Here is a 19,886-nt window from a genome sequence, read left to right as displayed (position 1 = left end):
CGACGGCATCCGCGCCGACCTGATCCCCGGGGCCCGAAGTGGGTGATGCCGAGGCCCTGACCCTGGGTTTCGGCGTACACATCGTTGGCGACCGGCTGCCCTCGGACAAGCCCCGGAAAAGACCGGGGCGACGATCGGCCCGAGACCAGTTATTCTGCCAGCCTGATCGACGCCCGGCATCGCCGAAATTCGGTTTTTGCCGGGCGTCTTTTCGTGGCCCGGGAGGGATGGATGTCAACGATCGACGCGGCGCCCGAGGTGGGCGCCGCCGAGCCGGCCGCCGAGCCGGTGCCGTTCGCCTGGCGCGGCGTGCTCGCCGTGTCCGTGGGGTTCGCCATTGTGCTCGGCGTGCCCGCGGCGCGGATCAATTACTTCGGCGATGAGCTGTACTTCGTGGCGGCCGGCCGGCGGCTGGCGTGGGCCTATCCGGATCAGGGGCCGCTGGCGCCGTTCGTCGCGCACATGATGGATGTGATCGCGCCGGGTTCGGTACTGGCGCTGCGGATTCCTGCGCTGTTGCTGATGGCGGCCGCCGCGGTGGTCGCGGCCGCTACCGCGCGCGAACTGGGGGCGGGGGCGCGCTATCAGATGCTCGCCGCCGCGGCCTACGCGGTCTCGCCGCTGGCGTTCAACCAGATGCAGCTGATCACGCTGACCTTCGACATTCCCCTGCAGGCGGCGATCGTCTGGCTGCTGATTCGCTGGGTGCGGACCCGGCAGGACCGACTACTGATCGTCGCGGGCGTGCTCGCGGCGGTGGCGTTCCAGGCGAAATGGATGATGCCGGGTGTGTGGGCGCTGCTGGGTCTCGGCGTGCTGATCGCCGGACCGCGCGAGTTGCTGCGCCGCCCGGCGCTGTACGTCGGCACGCTGATCCTCGCGGTCTCGATGATTCCCGGCATCGTGTGGCAGGTGCAGCACGGCTGGGTGGAATCGCAGATGACCGAGATCATCGCCCAGGAGCAGTACGCCGCCCACACCGGACCGCTGATCTGCGCGGTGGAGATCGCCCTCCAGTGCGGCCTGCTCGGCGGCCTGCTGAGCATCCTGGGCCTGTGGGGCCTGGTGCGGCTGGAGTCGTTGCGGCCCTACCGTTTCGCCCTGATCGCGGGCATGGGACTGCTGGTGATCGTCCTCGCCGAGAACGGCCGCTCCTACTATGTCGCGGGCTTCTGGCCGGCACTGATCGGCGCGGGCGCGTTCGCGCTGAGCACGATCGAGGCGCGGCGTCAGGTGCGCAAGGTCGTGAACGCCGTGGCGGTGGTGTCGGCCGTCCTGTTCACGGCGTGGATGTGCACGATCCCGGTGCCGTACGGCTGGGCGTGGGCTCGGGACTTCACCGGGATCGATCGCCCGATCACCGACCAGGCCCAGTACTGGCAGCGCGAGTCGCTGACCGGCCCGGCCGGCTACGAAACCTTCACCAAGGCGGTCGCCGACGCGGTGGCCGGACTGCCCGAATCCGAGCGCCGCGACACCGCGGTGGTGGCGACCGCGTACGTACAGGCCAGCGCGCTGGAGGAATTCGGCCGCCCATACAACCTGCCGCCGGTGTACAGCCCCAACCGCGGCTTCGGCTACTTCGGCCCGCCGCCGGACTCGGCCCGCACCATCGTCTACCTCTCCGTGGACGGCGTGGGCGACAAGGAGTTCCTCTCCAAGTTCGCCTCCACCACCCAGGTCACCCGCCTCGACGACCCCAACGGCCTCCCCGGCCTGGAACGCCTGGTCACCGTCTACGTCTGCCGCGACCCCCTGCAGCCCTGGTCCCAGGTTTGGCCGAGCCTGATGACCCTCACCTTCCCCAACGGAATCTGAGCCACTCGAGCCGGTGTGCGGCCGCGGCGTCACCCGCCGCGGCCGTACTCGTTTCGCTGGAGGACGGCTTGCGGCGGTGATTCCGCGGTGGCGGGGTGGGGTCAGAGGGACATCTTGCCGTTGTCGACGGTGTAGATGGCGCCGTGGACCGCGGAGGCTTCCTCGGAGCAGAGGAAGGTGATGACGTTGGACACCTGGGCCGGGTCCATGAGGCCGCGAGCGGACGCGGTTTTCATGATGAGGGTGTAGTCGGGGTCCGCCGGGAAGGTGAAGTTCTCCAGGAGGGGCGTCGTCATGCCGCCGGGGCAGACGGCGTTGATCCGGATTGCGCTGCTGTCGAATTCGAGGGCCATGGCCCGGGTGAGGCCGATGAGGCCGTGTTTGGCAGCACAGTAGCCGGCCGAGTAGGCCTGGCCCTCGAGGCCCGCGATCGAGGCGACGTTGACGATGCAGCCGCCGCGCTCGAGCAGATGCGGGAGTGCGGCGCGGGAGAGGAAGAACGGCGCACTCAGGTTGACGGCCAGGTCGTACTGCCACTCGTCGTCACTGACCTCGGCGGTATGCCGCATGGTGTGCGCCCCTGCCGCATTGACCAGAATGTCGATCCCGCCGAACCGCTCCACACACGCCCGCACCACCTCCGCGGACGCGCCCGGATCAGTGAGATCCGCTGCCAGCCAGGCCGTTTCGCCCTCTTCCAGTGCCGCCTTCAACCGTGCCTCGTCGCGCCCCACACCGAACACCCGGGTCCCGCCGTCACGCAGTGCCTGCGCCACCGCCCGCCCCAACCCGGAGGATGCCCCGGTCACCACCGCGACCCGGCCCTCGAACCGCCCGGCACCATTGCCCGCCATACCGTCTCCATTCCATCCCCGGGCAGCCACGAAACCGCCACCCGCTCGCGCGGCCTCCAACGTAGCTCAGCCGGCAGCGATGACCGACAGCCTCATCGCGCCCTGTCGAAGACGAACAGGTCGCGCCCGCCGAAGGGCACCGGCCAGCGGTCCGGTTCGAAGGCGATCTCGCGTAACCCGCCCGCTCGCGCCGCGGTCCGGACGTCGTCGCGGGACAGGACGCGTCGTACCTGGAGGGCGATACCGGCCGCCATGCCGGAATCCACGAAGCCGACCAGCCGCGAGAGTTGAAAGGCCAAGCGGCCGAAGAGGAATCCGCGCACCAGCAGCGACGCGCGGCCCAGCCGGCCGCCGGAGGTGGACTGGAGCACGATCACGCGCGACGCCACCCGGGCCGTCTCGCCGAGCACGGCCGCGGGATCGGCGGGGAACTGCAGGACGTGCAGGACCAGCGCTGTCTCGAAGGCACTACTGGGAAACGGCAGCACGCCGTCCGCGCACAGCACCGGCCCGTGCCCCACGACATGCATGTCCACGACATCGGTTTCGATCACGTCGAGCCCGGTGATCTTGCGCAGGAGGTCTGCATTGTGCCCGGTCCCGGAGCCGACATCGAGCACCCGTCCGGTCGCAGGCAGGTACGGTGCGATCCGCTCGGCGATGCGCGCCGCCCGCTCCTCCGCCGCCCGTTCGAGCCGGGCCTTCACGCGACTCGCTCCGCCGCGAGCGGCTCCCGCACCAGCGCGGGCCGTCTCCCCCGCACGTCCCCGGCCCGCGCCCACCCGACCCGGTGTCGAAAGCCGAGTTCCGCCAGCAGCTTCGGATCGTGGAACAGCTCGGTCGCCTGGAAGCCCACAGTTGATCTCCTCCCCACCCGGCGAACATAGCATCGCCCCCGGACGGCCCCGGGCAGCCGCGCACGACGGGCTGCCCGGCCTGGAGGTGGTCGGTTCGGCACAGTGCGATCGGCCCGAGGGCGGCGGGTTGCGCCGGTGCGGGCGAGGTCATTCCGGGTCGCCGGCGAGTGCAATCCGGAGGAAGGAGACCAGTTGGTTGCGAACGCGGTCCTGGGTGAGCCCGTCAGATCCAGCACGTAAGGCCGACAGCAGCGCCGAGACCAGGATCGAGAGCAGGACCTCCCCCGCGATCTCCGGATCGAGCGACGGATCCAGGTACCCGTGGGCGATCCCGCGCTGAACGACCTTCACCGATTGCGCTCCATAGGCGCGGGCATGGTGCAGGCAGCGGTCCAGGACTCGATCGTCGATCGAAGAGGCCTCCAACAGAAAGAAATTCACCAGCCCAGGTTCGGTCTCGACCAGGTCGTAGCAACGGTCGACGACGCGGGCGTAGCGCGCGCAGAAGGCGTCGAGGGTGGCGGGGATGTCGTCCCCCTCGGGCCCCAGCAGGCGGGCGCGGATGAGAGTGAAGCAGTGGTCGATGACGGCGTCGAGGATGTCGCGCTTGTTGGCGAAGTAGTTGTAGAAGGTGCCGTGGCTGACCCCGGCGGCCGTGGCGATGTCGTCCACGCCGAGGCCGCGGAAGCCGCGCGTAACCACCAATTCGTAGGCCGCGCCGACCAATTCGGCCCGGCGCTGCGCGGCGCGCGGGTGGCGGCCGCGCTCTGCCCGGCCGGCTGTCACGGCGGGGCGCTCCGGGGGCGCAGGGTCTTGTCGAGGACGTCGAACACCGCGGTCATGCTGCGCTCCCGGATGCCCGGATTGCCCGCGCCCAGCAGTTCCCGCATGATCCACGGCCCGACCATGGTGAGGATGGTGTGCCCCAGCACATCCGGGTCGATATCGGGACGAATCCACCCTTCCTCCCTGCCGCGTGTCAGTTCCCCCGCGATGAGCGAGGCGGTCAGCGCCTCCAGCCCGAGCAGCCGGTGCGCCAGCTCCGGATCGATGGCCCCGGCCTCCACCACCAGCAGCCGCAGCATCTGCGGTTCCCGTTCGAGCAGATCCCAGAGCCGGTCGAGGGCCGCCCGCACCGCCGCCACCAGCTCGCCGACCTCGCCCGCGGCGCCCAGGACGGTGTCGAGTTCCATGGCGTCGGTCACCTTCTCGATGCCGAGATCGATGACGTGGTCCAGGATTTCGCGCTTACTGCCGAAGTAGCGGTAGACAGTGCCCTGTCCGATGCCGGCGCGGGCGGCCACCTCGGAGATGGCGGTGGCCTCGTAGCCGTTGGCGGTGAAGACCTCGAAGGCGGCCTCGATGATCTGCCGGCGGCGCCGCGACGGGAGTTCGGGCTGCGGCGGCCGCCCGATGCGTCGCGAGGCTATTTCGCGGCCCCGCCCTTCTGGCCGAGGTCCTTGGGGCCGTAGTCGGTGACCAGCCAGTCGCCACCGCTCTTGGCCACGGTCAGCACCAGCAGGTTCGGCACGGTCGCGGGGTCGGTCTGCTGTACGTTCTGGGTCTTCTGGGTGGCGTAGACGGTGACGGTGTACTGGTCGTTACCCTTGGCCTCCACCGAACTGCCGACCACATCGCCGGTGGCCACCACCTGGGCGTCGGTCATGATCTTCGCCAAGGTGTCGTGAACCTGGGTGTACCTGTCGCGCAGCGCATCCGAGGTGCCGCGCTCCACGCCGTCGAAGAAGGCGGGCAGGTTGCGGTAGTCGTAGGTCAGCGAGCGCAGGGTGTAGTCCTTGGCCACCTGCGCGGCGCGGTCGCGATCGGCCTGGCCGTTCTTCAGCGCGTGGAAGTCGCCGGACGAGTTGCGCCAGAGCACGCCGAGGACCACGGCGACCACCGCGAGCACGGCGGCGGCGACGGTCACCACCGGGTAGGCGCGTTCGCCGAAACTCTTGGCGGGCAGGGCTTTCGAGGGCTCCGGGTCCAGAATCGAAACCGGTTCCGCCTCGCCGGTCTGCTCGGGTGTGCCGGTCTGCTCGGTCTCGCCGGTCTGCTCGGTCTCGTCGTTGTGCGCGGTGTTCTCGTTCTCACTCACGAATTGCCTTCTCTCTACCGAGGAATGTCGATGGCCACATGGGCGGCGCCGTCGCCGGGGAACACCGTGGACAGCAGGTCCACGATCGAGCCGGCGTCGACGCGCAGCGGTTTGATCACGCTGGTCGCGGGTTTCAGGACGGTGGCGAGATGACCGAGGTCGGGCCCGATCAGCTGCAGATAGTCATTGATCTTGGTGACCAGCGGCCCGATCGGATCGTCGTAGATCTTCTCGCCGATGTAGGAGTAGTTCTGGAAGGCGGCGATGATGTGCAGCAGCTCCGGCAGCGCGGTGTCGATGTCCCCGGCGGCCGCACTCAGGGTGGGGGCGCGCCCGTCGAATTTGTCGCCGAGGTTCTGGACGTTCGCGTACAGCCGTGCGATGGCATCGTGCTTGTCCCGCAACAGGTTCGCGGTGCCGGCCAGCGCCTTGGTCAGGTTGGCGACATCGGCGTCGCGGCCCTCGAATCCGGCGGCCACCGTGGTGGCCAGGTTCTGCAGCTTGGCCGGATCCAGTTGCACGGTCAGCGCGTCCAGCTTGGCGAGCGCGTCACCGACCGTGGTAGCGATCTCGACCTGCCGGTTCGGTACCACGCTGCCATCGTGCAGGAACGGCCCCTGGGTGCCGCTCGGCCGGAAGTCGAGGAACTGCTCCCCCGCCGCCGACAGGTTGGCGATCCGCACCGCGCTGTCCACGGGAATCCTGTATTTCGAGTCGTATTCGAGGGTGACGGCCAGTCCACGCCCGGTGGCCCCGATATCGCGGACCTTGCCGATGGGCAGGCCGCGTAGCGTCACCTCGGAGGTCTTCATCAGGCCGCCGGAACTGTCCAGCAGCACGGTGACGGTGTTGTTCTGCCGGCGCGGGTCCAGATTCAGCACGCCGACGGCCATGTAGCTGCCGCAGACCAGGGTGAGCACCAGCAGCATGACCAGCGAAACCGGCCCGGAGAGTGAGAGTTTCATCTAGGGCACCATCCCGATCGAGCGCAGTGTGGTGATCAGCTGGTCGGCCTGCACATCGGCGGACATCTGCTGCACCTTCACGTCCGGGGCGCTGAGGAAGGGAATGATCTTCTCCTTCAGCAGGGTATGGAAGGTGTCGAGGTCGGCCGCCAGAGTCAGGTCGGCGTATCCGGCCGTGACCGCGGTAGGCGCGAGGACCGACACGATCGACCGGAAATCGCCGACGTGCGGCAGCAGCAGGTCGCCGGCGTTCTTGGCCAGCGGGCCGCCGCTGATGATCAGGTTGACCACCGCCAGCAGCACATCCGACAGACCGGCGGCCCGGTCGGGCCCGAGCGTGAGGATCTGATCCACCGCGCCGCGACCGGATTCCAGCTTGGCGGTGATCTGCTGAGCCGAAGTGAGGATGCGATTCAGATCGGCGGTGTGCGAGGCCATATCGTGCAGCGCCGCGCGGCCCGCCGCATTGATCCGGTCCAGCTCGGCCGGATCCGACGGGAACGCCGCGTTCACGTCGGTGACCAGCTTCTGGATATCGGACCAGCGTCCACCGGTGATGATGTTGGACAGTGCCCGCAGAATGTCCTCCACATTCGTGGCGGGAATCGTCTGCGACATCGGGATCACATCACCGTTGGCGAGGAACGTGGTGTCCGCGTGCTGGGGCGCTTCCAGCGCGATGTGGATATCGCCCAGAATCGTGGACTGCCGCAATTCCGCGGTCGTGTTCTTCGGCAGTTTGGCGTCGGTGTGTAGTTTCACCGTCGCCACCGCGGTCGTACCGATCAGATCGATGTGGTCGAGCATGCCGACCTCGACACCGTCGGCGATCACCTTGGCGCGGTCCGGCAGGTTCAGCACCGAGCCGAATTCGATTCGGACGGTGTAGGTGTCGCCGGAGGGATAGGTGCCCGGAATCGGGATGTCGGTGGCTTTCACCCCGCAGCCGGTCAGGACGAGCGTGGCCGCCGTGATGAGCGGCGCCAGCCGGATCGCGGTGCGTCTCAGGACCGGTGCACGCCTCATTTCGCACCCACCTGCGGGAGCTGGGCCGCCAGTGGCGGCAGGGCGGCCAGCAGCGAACCGATGTCGCCCTCGTGCTGCTGGACGAAGGTGTGTGCCTGCGGCAGTACCGCATCCAGCAGCCCGTAGATCTGCTGATCGTATTTGCCCACATTGCGGGCGATCACCGGTAGGAATTCCACCGCGATATCCACAGCGCCGGAGAATTCGGCCGAGAACTGCCCGATCAGCTGGAGCCCGGCGCGCAGATTGTTCAGCACCTCGGCCATATCCGGCCAGTTGGTCACGAACATGGTGGTGAGCTGGTCCAGATTGTCGACCAGCCGCCGGAAGACGGCATCTTTCTGGGTGGGATCGCCGATCACCGCGGACAGCCGCTGCAGCAATTGATTCCACTGCTGCCCGGTGCCGTCGATGGCATTGTTCGCCGCGGTGAGGGTGTCGTCGAGCAGCGTGTCGGGTTTGCCGTCGGTGCCGCCGCCTCCGGTCAGATCACCGGCCAGTTTGCCCATGGCGTCGAGCGCCTCGCTGATGCCGATCGGCGTCCTGGTCCGCTCCAGCGGAATGCATTGCGAGGTGTCGAATCGGGTGCCGCCGGTGTATGGCTTGGTGAGTTCCACATGTCGGTCCGTCACAATGGAACTCGACATGGTGACGGCCTGGATATCGGCCGGGAGTTTCACCGAATCCTTGACGCTCATGGTGACCCGCATGCGGTCGCCCCGGGCCTCGATCTTGGAGACGGTGCCGACCTCGACACCGAGCATGGTCACGCTATTGCCCTGATACAGGCCGACGGTATCGGTGAATTCCGCGCATACGCTCTGTTTCGGATCGCGTTTCGAGTTCGCCCACGACACCCCGGCCACCCCGGCGGCCACCACCGCGACGGCGACCCCGGCGGCGAGTGCTGCTCTGCCCCATTTCATTCAGCACGCCTTGCCTTCGTAGGGAATGCACAGCTGGACGCCGGCGGCCGGCTGATCCACTTTCAGCTGAGTGCCCAGCATCCCGTTGAGCCGGTTGATGACATCGCGCATCCCGTTGATGACGGTGTCGATCCGATCCGGGTCCGCGGTCACCTTGGAGACCAGCTGCTCGAATTGCGTCACGGACGGCTCGACGCCGTCGCCGTAGGCCATGATCGGCCGGTGCAGGATGACCAGCAGCCTTTTGAGCAGGTTGAACATGCCCACGATGTCGTCCTTGCGATTGCCCAGCTGGTCGGCAACGGAGCCCAGCTGTTTCACGAAATCCGCGAGCAGCGCCTTGTCGTCGGCGATGGCGGCGATGTACTCGTCGGAGACGTTCAGCGCGCTGTTGAGCTGGTCGGTGCGCTCGGCGAGCAGCCCGGTCAGTTCGTCGGCATTGCCGATGACCCCGCGCAGTGCGTCGGGCTGTTGCGCCAGCGCCGAATTCAGCTGCCCGATGGTGCCGCGCATGGTGGCGGCGTCGACCTTGCCGAAGATCGGGGTGCCCTTGTCGAGGATGTCGCTCAGCTCGAACGGGGTGGCGGTCCGCTCCGGCGGAATGTGCTTCGCGGCGAGTTCCTTGTCCCCGGCCGGGGACAGCGCCAGGTAGTGGCCGCCGATCGGGGTCAGCATCTTGACTTCGACCGCAGACCGATCCCCCACGCGCACATCGTGATTCACCGTGAAGCTGACCTCGACATGGTCGCCGACGAGGTCCACCGCGCGGATCTTGCCGACATTGACGCCGGCGATTCGCACCTCGTCACCCGAGCGCGCACCACCGGAGATCTTGAAGTCGGCCACGTAGGTGCGCTGCCCGAACGGGATCACATACAGCGCCCCGGCGATGGCGAGCGCGATCACGCATACCACGACACCGGCCATCCCCCAGCGTAATTGGGTGTTCTGGTCCCCGCGCCCGGTCAGCACGTCCCGAATCGGCTCGGCCGCATAGGCGATCAGTGCTCTCATCAGTTGCACACCACCAGTTTCTGGTTGGATAGGATGACGCCGACCACGGCCGGGAGCGCGGCTTCACCGTGCGAGCAGGTGATGCGCGGCTGGTACCCCTGACCCGGCACCGACTGATTGAGCCCGGTCACCAATTGCGGTGTGAGGGCCAGGATCCGGGTGAGCTGATCGGTCTGCGGCACCAGCCGCCGCAGCAGCCCGTCGACCGGGCCGTAGGCGGTGTCGTAGGCGTCGCGGCCCTCCTCCAGGATCGGAATCATCGGCCCCAATACGCCTTTCGCGGTGTCGACCGCGCTCAGCATGGTCTGGGTCTTGGCCGTGAACTGGTGCAGGATGCCCGAGAGCTGCCGCACCAGATCACCGACCGCCTTGGATTTACCGCCGAGGGAATCGGCGACCACACCCAGATTCCGGATGAGCAGCACGATCACGGCCTCGCTGTTGCGGGCGTGCTTGGTGAGCGTGTCCAGATCCGCCAGTACCGGCCCGATGCCCGAGCCGTCGCCCTGGATGACTCGCAGCAGGTTGGTTCCGAACTGGTTCAGCTGCGCCGGATCCAAGGTGTCGAACATCGGCTCGAAGCCGTTGAACAGCTTGGACACATCGAAGCTCGGGATCGTCCGCTCCACCGGAATCGTGGCTCCGGCAGCGAGTTTTGCGCCACGCTGCCCCTCGGTGAGCAATTCGACGTACCGCTGTCCGATGAGGTTCTGGTAGCGCACCGCGGCCTTGGTGTTGTCGTACACCGGGCGCGTCCGATCGACCGTGAAATGCACGCGCGCCCGAGTGCCGTCCAGCGACACCGACTCCACCTTGCCGACGGCGACGCCGGACATGCGCACCGAGTCGCCGGCGAAAAGCCCGGAGACATCGGTGAACACGGCATCGTAGGTGACCTTGTCGCCGGGAATCGGAGTGCGCAGCGCCGTCACGATGAAGGTGGTGCAGGCGGCCACGATCACCAGGAAGACGGTGAGCTTGAGGGCGGATTTGGTGATGTCGCTCATTTCGCCCCTCCCGCCAGCGAATCGGCCAGGTACGGCATGGTTTTCGCGATCAGCTCGAGTTGCAGCCGGACCCGGCCGTCCACCACGGGGAAGGCGCCGTCCATGGCCTGCAGCAGATTCGGCACTCGGTTGTAGGCCGGGGCCACCGACCCCACCGACACGCTGATCGGCACCGCCAGGTCCAGAATGCTGTCGAGAATCTTCTCCAGATCCGGGTTGTTCTGCTGCAACAGGTTCGAAAGCCCCACCAGCACGGCGTCGTTCACGCCATTGGTGGATTCGTTGGTGCGCGCCCGGTTCTCCGGATCGCCGAAGTAGGCGCTCTGCTCGAGCACGGCCAGGATGGCGTGCCCGGCCGAGGGGGTCAGGTCTCGGAACGCGCCGGTCATGTCCCCGCCGATGCGCAGGTAGTGGGCCAGGGTGTTCTGCTGCCCGTCGGCCAGCAGCTTCGCGGTCGCGAAGAACGACTGCAGTATCGGGCCCATGCTCGAGGCATTGTCGAGCAGCAGGTCGAACAGCCGGTGCACCGCCGCCGAATCCAGCACCTGGGTCAGGCGCGCTGCGCGCCGGAAGACCCCGGCCACGGTGGCATTGGTGGCGTTCGCCCCGATCTGCAGCACCGTGTGCTCACGCAGCTTTCTGCCGTCCGTGCCCGGCACCAATTCGATGGCGCTGGAACCGAACACGTTCGAGGAGGTGAAGCGTGCGCTGATGTCGTCGGTGAGGGCGCCGGCCTGGCGGCGCTCGATCGCGAGATCGATGCGCTGATGCCCGTAGCCGACGGTCTCCACCTTCTCGACGGTGCCGATGGCGTAGCCGCGGAACTTCACCTCCGCGCCCGGGGCCAGGCCCTCACCCAGCGTCGTGGCATCGACGGTGACCTCGAACCGGTCCGAGAGGCCGCCCCGCGCATAGGAACTCACGACAATCGTCACAGTGACGAGCACGATGGCGACCACCAGGCCGCGCGCCCGCAACATCCAGGGACCGGCGCTGCGGCCGGAATAGTCCTTGAACACGGCCATGTTTCACCCCGAGATCCGGATGCCGACATCCAGGCCCCAGATCACGATCGTGAGGATCATGTCCAGGATGACCACCAGCACCAGACTGGCGCGAATCGCGCGGCCCGAGGCCCGGCCCACGCCCTCTGGGCCGCCCGAGGCGTAGAAGCCCTGGTAGCCGTGGATGAGAATGATGACGACCACGAAGATCGTCGCCTTGACCAGCGAGGCCAGTACATCGCCGGGCTGCAGGAAGGCGTCGAAATAGTGGTAGTAGGTGCCCGAGGACTGCCCGTGCAGCACGTTCACCACGGTCGCGCACGACAGGTACGACAGGATCAGTGTGAGCAGGTGCAGCGGCACGATGGTGATCACGCCCGCGATCACGCGGGTGGTCACCACGAAAGGCATGGGCCGGATGCCGATGGCCTCCAGCGCGTCGATCTCCTCGGAGATGCGCATGGCCCCGATCTCGGCCGTCATGCGGCAACCCGCCTGGGCAGCAAAGCCGATGGCCGCCACCATGGGCGCCATCTCGCGGGTATTGGCGTAGGCGGAGACGAACCCGGTGAGCGGGCCCATGCCGACCATGTTCAGCGCGGTGAAACCCTCCACGCCGATGGAGCCGCCGACCGCGATGCCCAGGAACGCCAGCACCGCGACGGTGCCGCCGCCGACGATGATCGCCCCGGAGCCCCAGGTGATGTCGGACAGGATGAGCATGGTCTGGCGCCGGTAGATCCGCAGGGTGTGCGGGATGGCGGCGAGCACCTCGTAGACGAAAGTCGCCTGGTGGCCCAGGGATTCGAAGACGGACAGCGGCGGCTGCGCGGTCGCGCCGATGACCCGGCCCGCCGTCCCGAGCGGCGCGTATCTGGCTGGTATCTGTGTCATCAGCCCACCTGCGTCGGGATGAACATCGAAACCAGCTGGGTGATCACCAGATTCACGCCGAAGGCGGCGATCACGCCGATCACCACCGCGGCGTTCACGGCATTGGCCACCCCGCGCGGGCCGGCCGTGGCCTCGAGTCCGCGCTGGCAGGACACCACCAGCACGATCACCCCGAAGACGATCGACTTCGCGATGGCCACCCACAGGTCGGTCAGCTTGGCGAAGGCCGCGAACGCGGACAGGTAGGAGCCGGGCGTCACGCCCTGGAAGCCGACGGCGATCACATAGCCGGTGAACACGCCCATGAAGATGATCAGCATGCACAGCAGCGGCGTGAGCGCGATCATGGCCGCCAGCCGCGGCGCGACCAGCCGGCGCACCGGGTCGATTCCCATGACGCGCAAGGCATCCACTTCGTCGCGAATGGTGCGCGCACCCAGATCCGAGGCGATGGCCGACCCGGCCGCGCCGCCCAGCAGCAGCGCGGTCACCATGGGCGCGCCCTGCCTGATCACGCCCAGCCCGCCGGCCGCGCCGGACACCGAACTCGCGCCCACCTGCTGGGTCAGGCTCCCCACCTGCACCGCCACGATGACGCCGAACGGAACCGACACCAGCACAGCGGGAATCGCGGTCACGCTGACGATGAACCAGCCCTGCTGTAGCGTGTCACGCCACGGATGGCGCAGTGTGACGATGTCGACGACCAGGAACCGGAACGCCGCGATCGCCAGCTGAATGGTGCGTCCGAATGTCCGCAGCCCCGAGAGAACGAATTCGATTGCCTGCCGCACCAACGGTTCCGGCCCCCGAACAGCTTTGTCGACCAATGTTCACCACCCCACAGCCCCACTGTTGGTCGATGCCGACCGGCCCCTCTGCTGACCGGTTCGAACTGACCGAGACAGTAATACAGATTTCGGACTGACGTGTCAGTCTTCACGGAAATATTCGCAGGCTTGACAGGGGCCCACCGGCCGGGGAATGATGCGCGCGCCGCGCGAATAGCATGCCCTACCAGCAGATTTCAGCAATGAGTCGGCAAATCCGAAATGCCGCTGAACCATTCGACTGGTCGAGCGGCATTTCGGATTTTGCGGGCGGTTAGCTCAACTGCGGGCGCATGCCCTCACTACTGTCCGGACAGTTATATCGCCTCGGCCAGCGGCCGGGATTCGTCCATGCAGACACCGGGATCCAGCACCGCGCCCCGGCCGATCAGTTCCTTTGCCGCCCGGAACTCCGCCGGACGGGCAATGGCCACCGCACCGGTCGCGCGGCCCTCGCGCAGCGCGAGCACCGTAGCGTCCCCGGCCTCGACCCGGCCCCGCACCACCAGCTCGTCACCGGCATGGATTACGCCCGCGAACTGCACGTTCCGGCCATATTGCAGCGACCAGCCCCAGGGGACCTCGGCGGCCGCGGCGGGCAATCCGAGCATCGATCGGGCCGCCGCGGCGCCCTGGGACTGGGCGCTGTTCCAATGCTCCTCGCGCCGATACCCACCCGACACGGGATCGAATCGGGACACCGCGTCACCGGCCGCATAGACCCCGGGTGCGGAGGTCCGATAGTGCTCGTCCACCCGAATACCGTCACCCACCGCCAGTCCGGCAGCCTCGGCGAGCCGAGTGTCCGGGACAGATCCGATCGCAACCAGCATCGCGGCCGCCGTCCAGGTGCTGTCATCATCGGCCACGGCGACCACCGCCGCACCGTCCTGTGCGAGATGCGTCAACCGGACGTCGGTGTGGATCGCAACCCCGTTGTCCGCGTGCAACTTCCGGAGGTAATCGCCGATCGCCCGTGGCGCGACGCGCTCCAGCGGCACGGCCGCCGCGTCCAGCACCGTGACCTCCGCACCGAGCCCCCGTGCGGTTGCCGCGACTTCGCACCCGATCAGCCCGGCCCCGATGATCAGCAGCGACCCACCCTGCGCAATCGCCTCCCGCAAGACCTCCGCATCCGCCCGGCCGCGCAGCGTGTGGATCCGCTCGCCTGTGCTGGGACGCCGTCCCCCGATCTCGGCACCCCTGCGGCCGAGATCGGGGCGGACCGGCGTGGCAGCCATCGACAATGCGCGCGGCCGGGCTCCGGTGGCCAGTAGGAGGGTGTCGTAGCCGATCGCCGTGCCGTCGGCCAGCCACACCAGCGCCGGGCCCGGGTCGATGGATTCGACCGTGGTGCCGGGGCGCAGGTCGATCTGGTGGGTGTGCCAGAAGTCCGCGGGCTGCAACAGGGTTCGGCGGTCCTCGACGGTGCCGGCGAGGAGTTCCTTCGAAACCATGGGGCGGCGGTACGGGTGGCCGGGTTCCGCGCCGAGCAGCACGATCTCGCCGGTGTAGCCCTCGGTGCGCAGGGTGCGGGCGGCGGTGGCGCCCGCGATGCCCGCGCCCACGATGACGATGCGGCCGCTCACGCGCGGCTGACCTCGACCATCTCGAAATCGCTCTTGGCGGCGCCGCAATCCGGGCAGGACCAGTCGTCCGGGATGTCGTCCCAGCGGGTGCCGGCGGCGATCCCGTCCTCGGGCCAGCCCAGGGCCTCGTCGTATTCAAAGCCGCACTGCAGGCAGCGGAAGAGTTTGAAGTCGGTGCTCATGAGTGGTGTCCTGTCGAGGTGGAAGTGGGTTCGAAATCGACCTTTTCGCGCACCCCGCAGTCGGGGCAGCACCAGTCGTCGGGGACGGCGGACCAGCGGGTGCCGGCCGGGAAGCCTTCCCGCGGCGCACCTTTCGCCTCGTCGTAGATGTAATCGCAGACCGGGCAACGGTAGGACGACATCACGCCACCCCGTACTTCGCCAGCACGCGCACACGCTTGCGGGGCTGGATGTTCACCTTGGTGATGTCGCCCGAATAGTGCTCGAGCACCCGGTGATCCATCACCCGCCGCCACAGTGGCGGGAAGTAAGCCAGCGAGATCATGCTGGCGTAGCCGCTGGGCAGGTTCGGCGCGCCGTCCATACTGCGCAGCGTCTGATAGCGGCGGGTGGGGTTCGCGTGATGATCGCTGTGCCGCTGCAGGTGGTACAGGAAGATATTCGTGACGATGTGGTCGGAGTTCCAGCTGTGCTCCGGGGTGCACCGCTCGTAGCGGCCGGCGGCGGTCTTCTGACGCATGAGGCCGTAGTGCTCGAGGTAGTTGACGGTCTCGAGCAGGGTGAAACCGTAGATCGCCTGGATCACCAGCCAGGGCAGCACCGCCGGGCCGAACACCGCGGCCAGCACGCCCCACAGCACCACCGACATCAGCCAGGCGTTGAGCACGTCGTTGCGAATCGTCCACGGGCGCTTGCCCAGCCGCTCCAGTCGCTTGGCCTCCAGCTCCCACGACGAGCGCAGGCTGCCCCACACGCTGCGCGGTAGGAAGGCCCAGAAGGTCTCGGCGAAGCGGGCACTGGCCGGATCCTCGGGCGTGGCCACCCGCACGTGATGGCCGCGGTTGTGCTCGATGTAGAAATGGCCGTAGAAGGTCTGGGCGAGCGTGATCTTCGACAGCCAGCGCTCCAATTCGTCCTTCTTGTGGCCGAGTTCGTGCGCGGTATTGATGCCGACGCCGCCCATGACACCCATGCTCAGCGCCAGGCCGATCTTGGAGACCACGCCGAGGCCGCCGTCGAGGCCCAGCCAGGACAGGTCGCTCGCGGTCCACAGGTAACAGGCGACGGTCAGGCTCAGCAGCTGGAAGGGAATGTAGGTGTAGACGCAGTACCGGTAGTACTTGTCGTTCTCCAGGTACTCCATCACCTCGTCGGGGGGGTTCTGACCGTCCGGGCCGAAGAAACGGTCCAGCACCGGCAGCAACCCGTACACCAGCATCGGTCCGATCCACCACCAGACCGGGGCGACGACCGACCAGCCGAGTTCGTTGAACGCCCACACCAGCACCATCGCCATGAACAGGGCGGTCGGGGGTACGAGACCGAACAACCACAGATACCGCTTGCGGTCACGCCACTGGGGGCGGGCCGAAGCCTCCGACTCCCGGCGGCGCCCAACTCGAGAACGAGACGTCGTCATTGCCGTACTCCTTGCGTTTACACTTTCCGAAGAACTGTATTCATTAGATACACTGTGATCCAGTCTGTCAACGACGGGACGAAAGTTGAGCTCATGTACCATCGGGACGTGGTTGAAGCGCCGAACTTCCAGACAGAGATGCGGCAGTTGCTACGCGAGCGGATCGTCGAGGCCGGGCGGCGCATCGTGATCACCGAGGGCTGGGGCGCGGTGAACATGTCACGGCTGGCCAAGGAGGTCGGCGTGAGCCGGCCGGTGCTCTACAAGGAATTCGCCAACAAGCACGAGCTGGCCGAAGTGGTGGTCCAGCAGGAAGTCGACGAGTTCCTGGTCGGCATTGCCGAGAGCCTGGCCGCGCATCCGGCGGACGTGGCGGCCGGCATGACCCAGGCGGTCGATTTCACGCTGCGGACGGGCGCCGACAACACTTTGCTCAAGGCGGTGCTGGCCGGGCGGTCGGCGACCGACACCGCCCTGCTGCCGGTGCTGATGACCGAGACCGAACCGGTGCTGGGCCGCGCGATCACCGCGGTGTCGGCGGCCATCCGGGCCCAGTACGAGCTCGCCGAGATGGACGACGCCGAACTGACCTCGATGACCGAGGTGCTGGTCCGGCTCGCCCTGAGCCATCTGTTCCAGCCGACGGGCCCGATCGACCGGGCCGTCGGCCAGATCCATCGGGTGATCGTCGGCGCCTTCGGCACGGCGCTGGAATAGGCTGCCGCGCAGGCGGGTCGGGCCATCTCGCCACGTCGATACGGAATCAGGTCAGGCGCGCGGCGAGCCTGGTGGCGTTCATATGGGCGATGGCCTCGATGCTGACCATCGGGTTCACGCCGGAGGCGGTCGGGAAGCAGGAGCCGTCGGCCACCACGATATTCGGGACGTCCCAGGTGACACCGTCGGGATTGGTGGCCGAATCCGCGGGTGAGCCGCCCATGCGGGCCGAGCCCATGATGTGCAGTGCGCCCATCGAGCACCGGCCCGGCGCGTACCCGGCGGCGGCGGCCTGCGCGGCGAACTCCTCGTGTGTGCCGCTCGTGCGGGGCTCGTAGCCGACGCCGGCCTGATGGCCGGAGAAGATCCGCTCCGCCCCGGCCGCCTCCAGAATGCGTGCGGCATTGACGATTCCGGTGTGCATGTGGGCGGCATCGCGGGCCGAGATGCGGTAGCGCACCACCGCCTCACCCCGGCGGTCGGTCTCGACCGAGCCGTGGTCACGGTCGCGGGTGATCACGCCGACGGCGACGGTATTGGCGAGTTTCAGCATGCGGTCGCGGTGGGTGGCCGCGCCAGTCCAGGCCTGGAAGCCCACCGACATGCCCGGCGTCATGGGGCCCGTCTCGTAGATGACCCCGTAGCCGTTCCCGTCGAGGTCACGATCTTGTTTGGAGTAGCGGGTCTGCATGCCGCCCTCCCAGGGGCGGATGTCCTCGTCGAAGACTCCGAAAACCGCTGTGGCCGGGTGCAATCGGAGGAAGTCGCCGATATTGCGGTTGCCCAGGCCGGAGCGGCGCAGCAGTGCGGGGGTCTGGATGGCCCCGGCGGCGACCACCACCGCGCGGGCCCGCACCCAGACCGAACGCCCCTCGGCCGTCACGGCTTCCACGCCGGTGGCGCTGCCATTGGCGACCACGATGCGCCGCACATCGGTGCCGACGAACAGGCGCGCGCCCGCCCCGGCCGCATCCGCCAGCCAGGTCTTGACCACCGACTGCTTAGCGCCGATCCGGCAGCCGAAACCGCAACGCCCGCATTCGATTCCGGCATCGCAGTGGGTGACATTGCGGGGCAGCGGCTCGACGTGCCAGTCCAGTTTGCGCAGGCCGCGCTCGAGAATCTCGTCGCGGTGCGAGGCGGGTGAGTGATCGAGGTTCACCCCGAGGCGCGACACCACGGCCTCGAGGGCGTCGGTGTACTCCTGCTCGGCGAACTGCCGTGCGCCCAGCCGGGCCCATTCCGCGCGGACATCGTCCGGGGTGCGGAAGGAGGTGGTCCAGTTGACCACCGTGCCGCCGCCCAGTGCGGTCCCCGCGACCAGCCCGAGCTGACCTTCGGCGGTGGCGGCCGGGCCGGGGGCGTACAGCTTCAGGAAGCCTTCCTTCTCCCCGATGCCGAAATCCGGATCGTCGTAGTACTCACCGCGTTCCAGCACCACCACCTCGAGCCCGGCCCGGGCCAGCACGGCCGCGGCGGTGCCGCCGCCCGCACCCGACCCGATGACGACCACATCGCACACGACGGTGGTGTCGGCATCCGGACGCTGCGGGCTGAGCCCCCGCTGCGCGCCCTCGACCGGTCCGAAGGCGGGCGGAATGCCGATCCGATCCCACACCGGATTGATCCCGGTAGGCCCGGGCGTCAAGTAATAGGAGGTGACCGCCGCCCCCTTCAATGCCTGGAACAGCGCCCGCTTCTGTTCGAGCCGTGAATTGGCCATCCCCAACAGCCACCGCTCCCGGTCCTCGGCACTCAGCCGCGAGAACTTCCGCCAGCCCGCGCCGTTGAGCAACCCGAACAGCCGTGAATCCCATACGCGCATCAGCAGTTCGAACTGCCGCCGCTCCGCGTCCCGCGGATTGCGTCCGAGTAGTTCGGTGACGGTGTCGACCACTCCCAGCTCGGAGGCCGCCGGCAGGTCACCCCCGTCCCCCGGCGCGAAGCTGTCACACACCATTCCGAGTACGGCACGCCGCGCCGCGTCTGAAGCCATGCCGCCATCATGCGCCACGCCCCCGCCGCTGTCCCGGCAAATGCGGCACACCGCCCTCACTTGTGTCGGCGGAATCCGGTTACCCTCGAACCGCCCCATCCGTCCGAACCGGTCAGGACCACGCATGACACTCGACCAGAACTGGGATCGCATCCGCGACACCGTATCCCGCGCCGGACACTGCGCGATCGCCTCGGTGAATGCGGACGGTTCGCCGAACGTCACGCCGATCGGCACGGTCTTCCTGGGCGACACCGCGACCGGGTTCTATTTCGACCAGTACACCGAGGCGCTGGCCCGCAATCTGGACGCCGATTCCCGAGTGTGCCTGCTGGCCGTGGACAGCAGTCCGCTGTTCTGGTTCCGGTCCCTGCTGACGGCGCGCTTCCCTGCCCCGCCCGGGGTCCGCCTCTACGGCACGGTGGGCGCGAAGCGCCCTGCCACCGACGAGGAACTGCGACGGGTGCGGAATCGGGTGCGAATTCCCGTGCGCCTCAAAGGCGGCAGGCTGCTGTGGTCGGATTTCAGCCACGTCCGGGACATCACCTTCACCGACTATCGACCGGTTCGGTACCCGCACATGATGTCTCACCTCTGGCGGTAATGGAGGCCGAGCCGGACCGCAGGGTTGGCACGATTCGACACTTCTCTGCAGGCGTCGGGCGTGCGAAAGTTGCTCGGCGAGCAAT

22 protein-coding genes are annotated in these 19,886 nt (G+C 67.9%); 3 read left to right on the top strand and 19 right to left on the bottom strand.

Translation table 11 applies throughout. The annotated features are described in order from the left end of the window. The first annotated feature begins 231 nt into the window (after positions 1–231). Positions 232–1,818 carry a glycosyltransferase family 39 protein gene (locus ABZ909_RS22545; protein WP_357002699.1) on the top strand — a complete coding sequence of 529 codons (1,587 nt, stop codon included), beginning with the start codon at positions 232–234 and terminating at the stop codon, positions 1,816–1,818. 101 nt (positions 1,819–1,919) lie between these two features. On the opposite strand, the gene ABZ909_RS22540 is transcribed toward ABZ909_RS22545, so the two are convergent. From ABZ909_RS22540 to ABZ909_RS22455, 18 genes are all read right to left on the bottom strand, one after another. Continuing rightward, on the bottom strand, positions 1,920–2,672 hold the full coding sequence (locus ABZ909_RS22540; RefSeq protein ID WP_357002697.1) for an SDR family oxidoreductase: 753 nt from the start codon (positions 2,670–2,672) through the stop codon (positions 1,920–1,922). A gap of 92 nt (positions 2,673–2,764) precedes the next feature. After that, on the bottom strand, positions 2,765–3,379 hold the full coding sequence (locus ABZ909_RS22535; protein WP_357002695.1) for a methyltransferase domain-containing protein: 615 nt from the start codon (positions 3,377–3,379) through the stop codon (positions 2,765–2,767). Continuing rightward, positions 3,376–3,528: a hypothetical protein gene (locus tag ABZ909_RS22530; RefSeq protein ID WP_357002693.1), complete on the bottom strand. Its 153-nt coding sequence runs from the start codon at positions 3,526–3,528 to the stop codon at positions 3,376–3,378. The genes ABZ909_RS22535 and ABZ909_RS22530 overlap by 4 nt, the downstream gene beginning before the upstream one ends. Before the next feature lie 148 nt (positions 3,529–3,676). Then, positions 3,677–4,315, bottom strand: coding sequence for a TetR/AcrR family transcriptional regulator (locus tag ABZ909_RS22525; protein WP_357002691.1), 639 nt, complete (start codon positions 4,313–4,315; stop codon positions 3,677–3,679). After that, entirely contained in the window at positions 4,312–4,893 is a 582-nt protein-coding gene (locus ABZ909_RS22520; RefSeq protein ID WP_357002733.1) for a TetR/AcrR family transcriptional regulator, read from the bottom strand. Before ABZ909_RS22520 ends, ABZ909_RS22525 begins: the two co-directional genes overlap by 4 nt. Positions 4,894–4,955: 62 nt before the next feature. After that, positions 4,956–5,627, bottom strand: a complete 672-nt coding sequence (locus ABZ909_RS22515; protein ID WP_357002689.1) for a hypothetical protein — start codon at positions 5,625–5,627, stop codon at positions 4,956–4,958. 14 nt (positions 5,628–5,641) lie between these two features. Then, positions 5,642–6,592, bottom strand: coding sequence for an MlaD family protein (locus ABZ909_RS22510; protein ID WP_357002687.1), 951 nt, complete (start codon positions 6,590–6,592; stop codon positions 5,642–5,644). Further along, positions 6,593–7,618, bottom strand: coding sequence for an MlaD family protein (locus ABZ909_RS22505; protein WP_357002685.1), 1,026 nt, complete (start codon positions 7,616–7,618; stop codon positions 6,593–6,595). It abuts the gene before it with no gap. Further along, the gene (locus tag ABZ909_RS22500; RefSeq protein WP_357002683.1) at positions 7,615–8,544 is read right to left on the bottom strand and encodes an MCE family protein; all 930 of its coding nucleotides are present in this window, start codon (positions 8,542–8,544) and stop codon (positions 7,615–7,617) included. The genes ABZ909_RS22505 and ABZ909_RS22500 overlap by 4 nt, the downstream gene beginning before the upstream one ends. Next, positions 8,545–9,558: an MlaD family protein gene (locus tag ABZ909_RS22495; protein WP_357002681.1), complete on the bottom strand. Its 1,014-nt coding sequence runs from the start codon at positions 9,556–9,558 to the stop codon at positions 8,545–8,547. Further along, positions 9,558–10,565 (bottom strand): MCE family protein, encoded by a 1,008-nt coding sequence (locus ABZ909_RS22490; RefSeq protein ID WP_357002679.1) that lies wholly within the window; start codon positions 10,563–10,565, stop codon positions 9,558–9,560. The genes ABZ909_RS22495 and ABZ909_RS22490 overlap by 1 nt, the downstream gene beginning before the upstream one ends. Continuing rightward, positions 10,562–11,590, bottom strand: coding sequence for an MlaD family protein (locus ABZ909_RS22485; protein WP_357002677.1), 1,029 nt, complete (start codon positions 11,588–11,590; stop codon positions 10,562–10,564). Before ABZ909_RS22485 ends, ABZ909_RS22490 begins: the two co-directional genes overlap by 4 nt. 3 nt (positions 11,591–11,593) lie before the next feature. Next, on the bottom strand, positions 11,594–12,463 hold the full coding sequence (locus tag ABZ909_RS22480) for an ABC transporter permease (RefSeq protein ID WP_357002675.1): 870 nt from the start codon (positions 12,461–12,463) through the stop codon (positions 11,594–11,596). After that, positions 12,463–13,260, bottom strand: coding sequence for an ABC transporter permease (locus ABZ909_RS22475; RefSeq protein WP_357002731.1), 798 nt, complete (start codon positions 13,258–13,260; stop codon positions 12,463–12,465). Before ABZ909_RS22475 ends, ABZ909_RS22480 begins: the two co-directional genes overlap by 1 nt. A gap of 350 nt (positions 13,261–13,610) precedes the next feature. Beyond that, on the bottom strand, positions 13,611–14,882 hold the full coding sequence (locus tag ABZ909_RS22470; protein WP_357002673.1) for an FAD-dependent oxidoreductase: 1,272 nt from the start codon (positions 14,880–14,882) through the stop codon (positions 13,611–13,613). Beyond that, positions 14,879–15,064, bottom strand: a complete 186-nt coding sequence (locus ABZ909_RS22465; RefSeq protein WP_357002671.1) for a rubredoxin — start codon at positions 15,062–15,064, stop codon at positions 14,879–14,881. Before ABZ909_RS22465 ends, ABZ909_RS22470 begins: the two co-directional genes overlap by 4 nt. Beyond that, positions 15,061–15,246 (bottom strand): rubredoxin, encoded by a 186-nt coding sequence (locus ABZ909_RS22460; protein WP_357002669.1) that lies wholly within the window; start codon positions 15,244–15,246, stop codon positions 15,061–15,063. Before ABZ909_RS22460 ends, ABZ909_RS22465 begins: the two co-directional genes overlap by 4 nt. Beyond that, on the bottom strand, positions 15,246–16,484 hold the full coding sequence (locus tag ABZ909_RS22455) for an alkane 1-monooxygenase (protein WP_357002667.1): 1,239 nt from the start codon (positions 16,482–16,484) through the stop codon (positions 15,246–15,248). The genes ABZ909_RS22460 and ABZ909_RS22455 overlap by 1 nt, the downstream gene beginning before the upstream one ends. Positions 16,485–16,592: 108 nt before the next feature. Here ABZ909_RS22455 and ABZ909_RS22450 point away from each other — a divergent pair, with 108 nt between their 5' ends. Continuing rightward, complete coding sequence (locus ABZ909_RS22450) at positions 16,593–17,201, top strand: TetR family transcriptional regulator (protein WP_357002665.1); 609 nt, start codon at positions 16,593–16,595, stop codon at positions 17,199–17,201. Between the two features lie 46 nt (positions 17,202–17,247). On the opposite strand, the gene ABZ909_RS22445 is transcribed toward ABZ909_RS22450, so the two are convergent. Continuing rightward, positions 17,248–19,197, bottom strand: a complete 1,950-nt coding sequence (locus ABZ909_RS22445; RefSeq protein ID WP_357002663.1) for a GMC family oxidoreductase — start codon at positions 19,195–19,197, stop codon at positions 17,248–17,250. A 124-nt stretch (positions 19,198–19,321) separates the two neighbouring features. Here ABZ909_RS22445 and ABZ909_RS22440 point away from each other — a divergent pair, with 124 nt between their 5' ends. After that, on the top strand, positions 19,322–19,801 hold the full coding sequence (locus ABZ909_RS22440) for a pyridoxamine 5'-phosphate oxidase family protein (protein WP_357002661.1): 480 nt from the start codon (positions 19,322–19,324) through the stop codon (positions 19,799–19,801). Positions 19,802–19,886 lie beyond the last annotated feature (85 nt).

It is taken from the genome of Nocardia sp. NPDC046763 (assembly GCF_040645495.1).
Taxonomy (GTDB): Bacteria; Actinomycetota; Actinomycetes; order Mycobacteriales; family Mycobacteriaceae; genus Nocardia.
This window is presented reverse-complemented; position numbering and strand designations above follow the sequence as displayed.

Bases quoted from the DNA above. Each gene is read 5' to 3' on its own strand.
- ABZ909_RS22460 (WP_357002669.1), bottom strand. From the start codon at position 15,246: ATGTCGTCCTACCGTTGCCCGGTCTGCGATTACATCTACGACGAGGCG.
- ABZ909_RS22505 (WP_357002685.1), bottom strand. From the start codon at position 7,618: ATGAGGCGTGCACCGGTCCTGAGACGCACCGCGATCCGGCTGGCGCCG.
- ABZ909_RS22510 (WP_357002687.1), bottom strand. From the start codon at position 6,592: ATGAAACTCTCACTCTCCGGGCCGGTTTCGCTGGTCATGCTGCTGGTG.
- ABZ909_RS22545 (WP_357002699.1), top strand. From the start codon at position 232: ATGTCAACGATCGACGCGGCGCCCGAGGTGGGCGCCGCCGAGCCGGCC.
- ABZ909_RS22465 (WP_357002671.1), bottom strand. From the start codon at position 15,064: ATGAGCACCGACTTCAAACTCTTCCGCTGCCTGCAGTGCGGCTTTGAA.
- ABZ909_RS22480 (WP_357002675.1), bottom strand. From the start codon at position 12,463: ATGACACAGATACCAGCCAGATACGCGCCGCTCGGGACGGCGGGCCGG.
- ABZ909_RS22455 (WP_357002667.1), bottom strand. From the start codon at position 16,484: ATGACGACGTCTCGTTCTCGAGTTGGGCGCCGCCGGGAGTCGGAGGCT.
- ABZ909_RS22540 (WP_357002697.1), bottom strand. From the start codon at position 2,672: ATGGCGGGCAATGGTGCCGGGCGGTTCGAGGGCCGGGTCGCGGTGGTG.
- ABZ909_RS22500 (WP_357002683.1), bottom strand. From the start codon at position 8,544: ATGAAATGGGGCAGAGCAGCACTCGCCGCCGGGGTCGCCGTCGCGGTG.
- ABZ909_RS22485 (WP_357002677.1), bottom strand. From the start codon at position 11,590: ATGGCCGTGTTCAAGGACTATTCCGGCCGCAGCGCCGGTCCCTGGATG.
- ABZ909_RS22495 (WP_357002681.1), bottom strand. From the start codon at position 9,558: ATGAGAGCACTGATCGCCTATGCGGCCGAGCCGATTCGGGACGTGCTG.
- ABZ909_RS22445 (WP_357002663.1), bottom strand. From the start codon at position 19,197: ATGGCTTCAGACGCGGCGCGGCGTGCCGTACTCGGAATGGTGTGTGAC.
- ABZ909_RS22490 (WP_357002679.1), bottom strand. From the start codon at position 10,565: ATGAGCGACATCACCAAATCCGCCCTCAAGCTCACCGTCTTCCTGGTG.
- ABZ909_RS22440 (WP_357002661.1), top strand. From the start codon at position 19,322: ATGACACTCGACCAGAACTGGGATCGCATCCGCGACACCGTATCCCGC.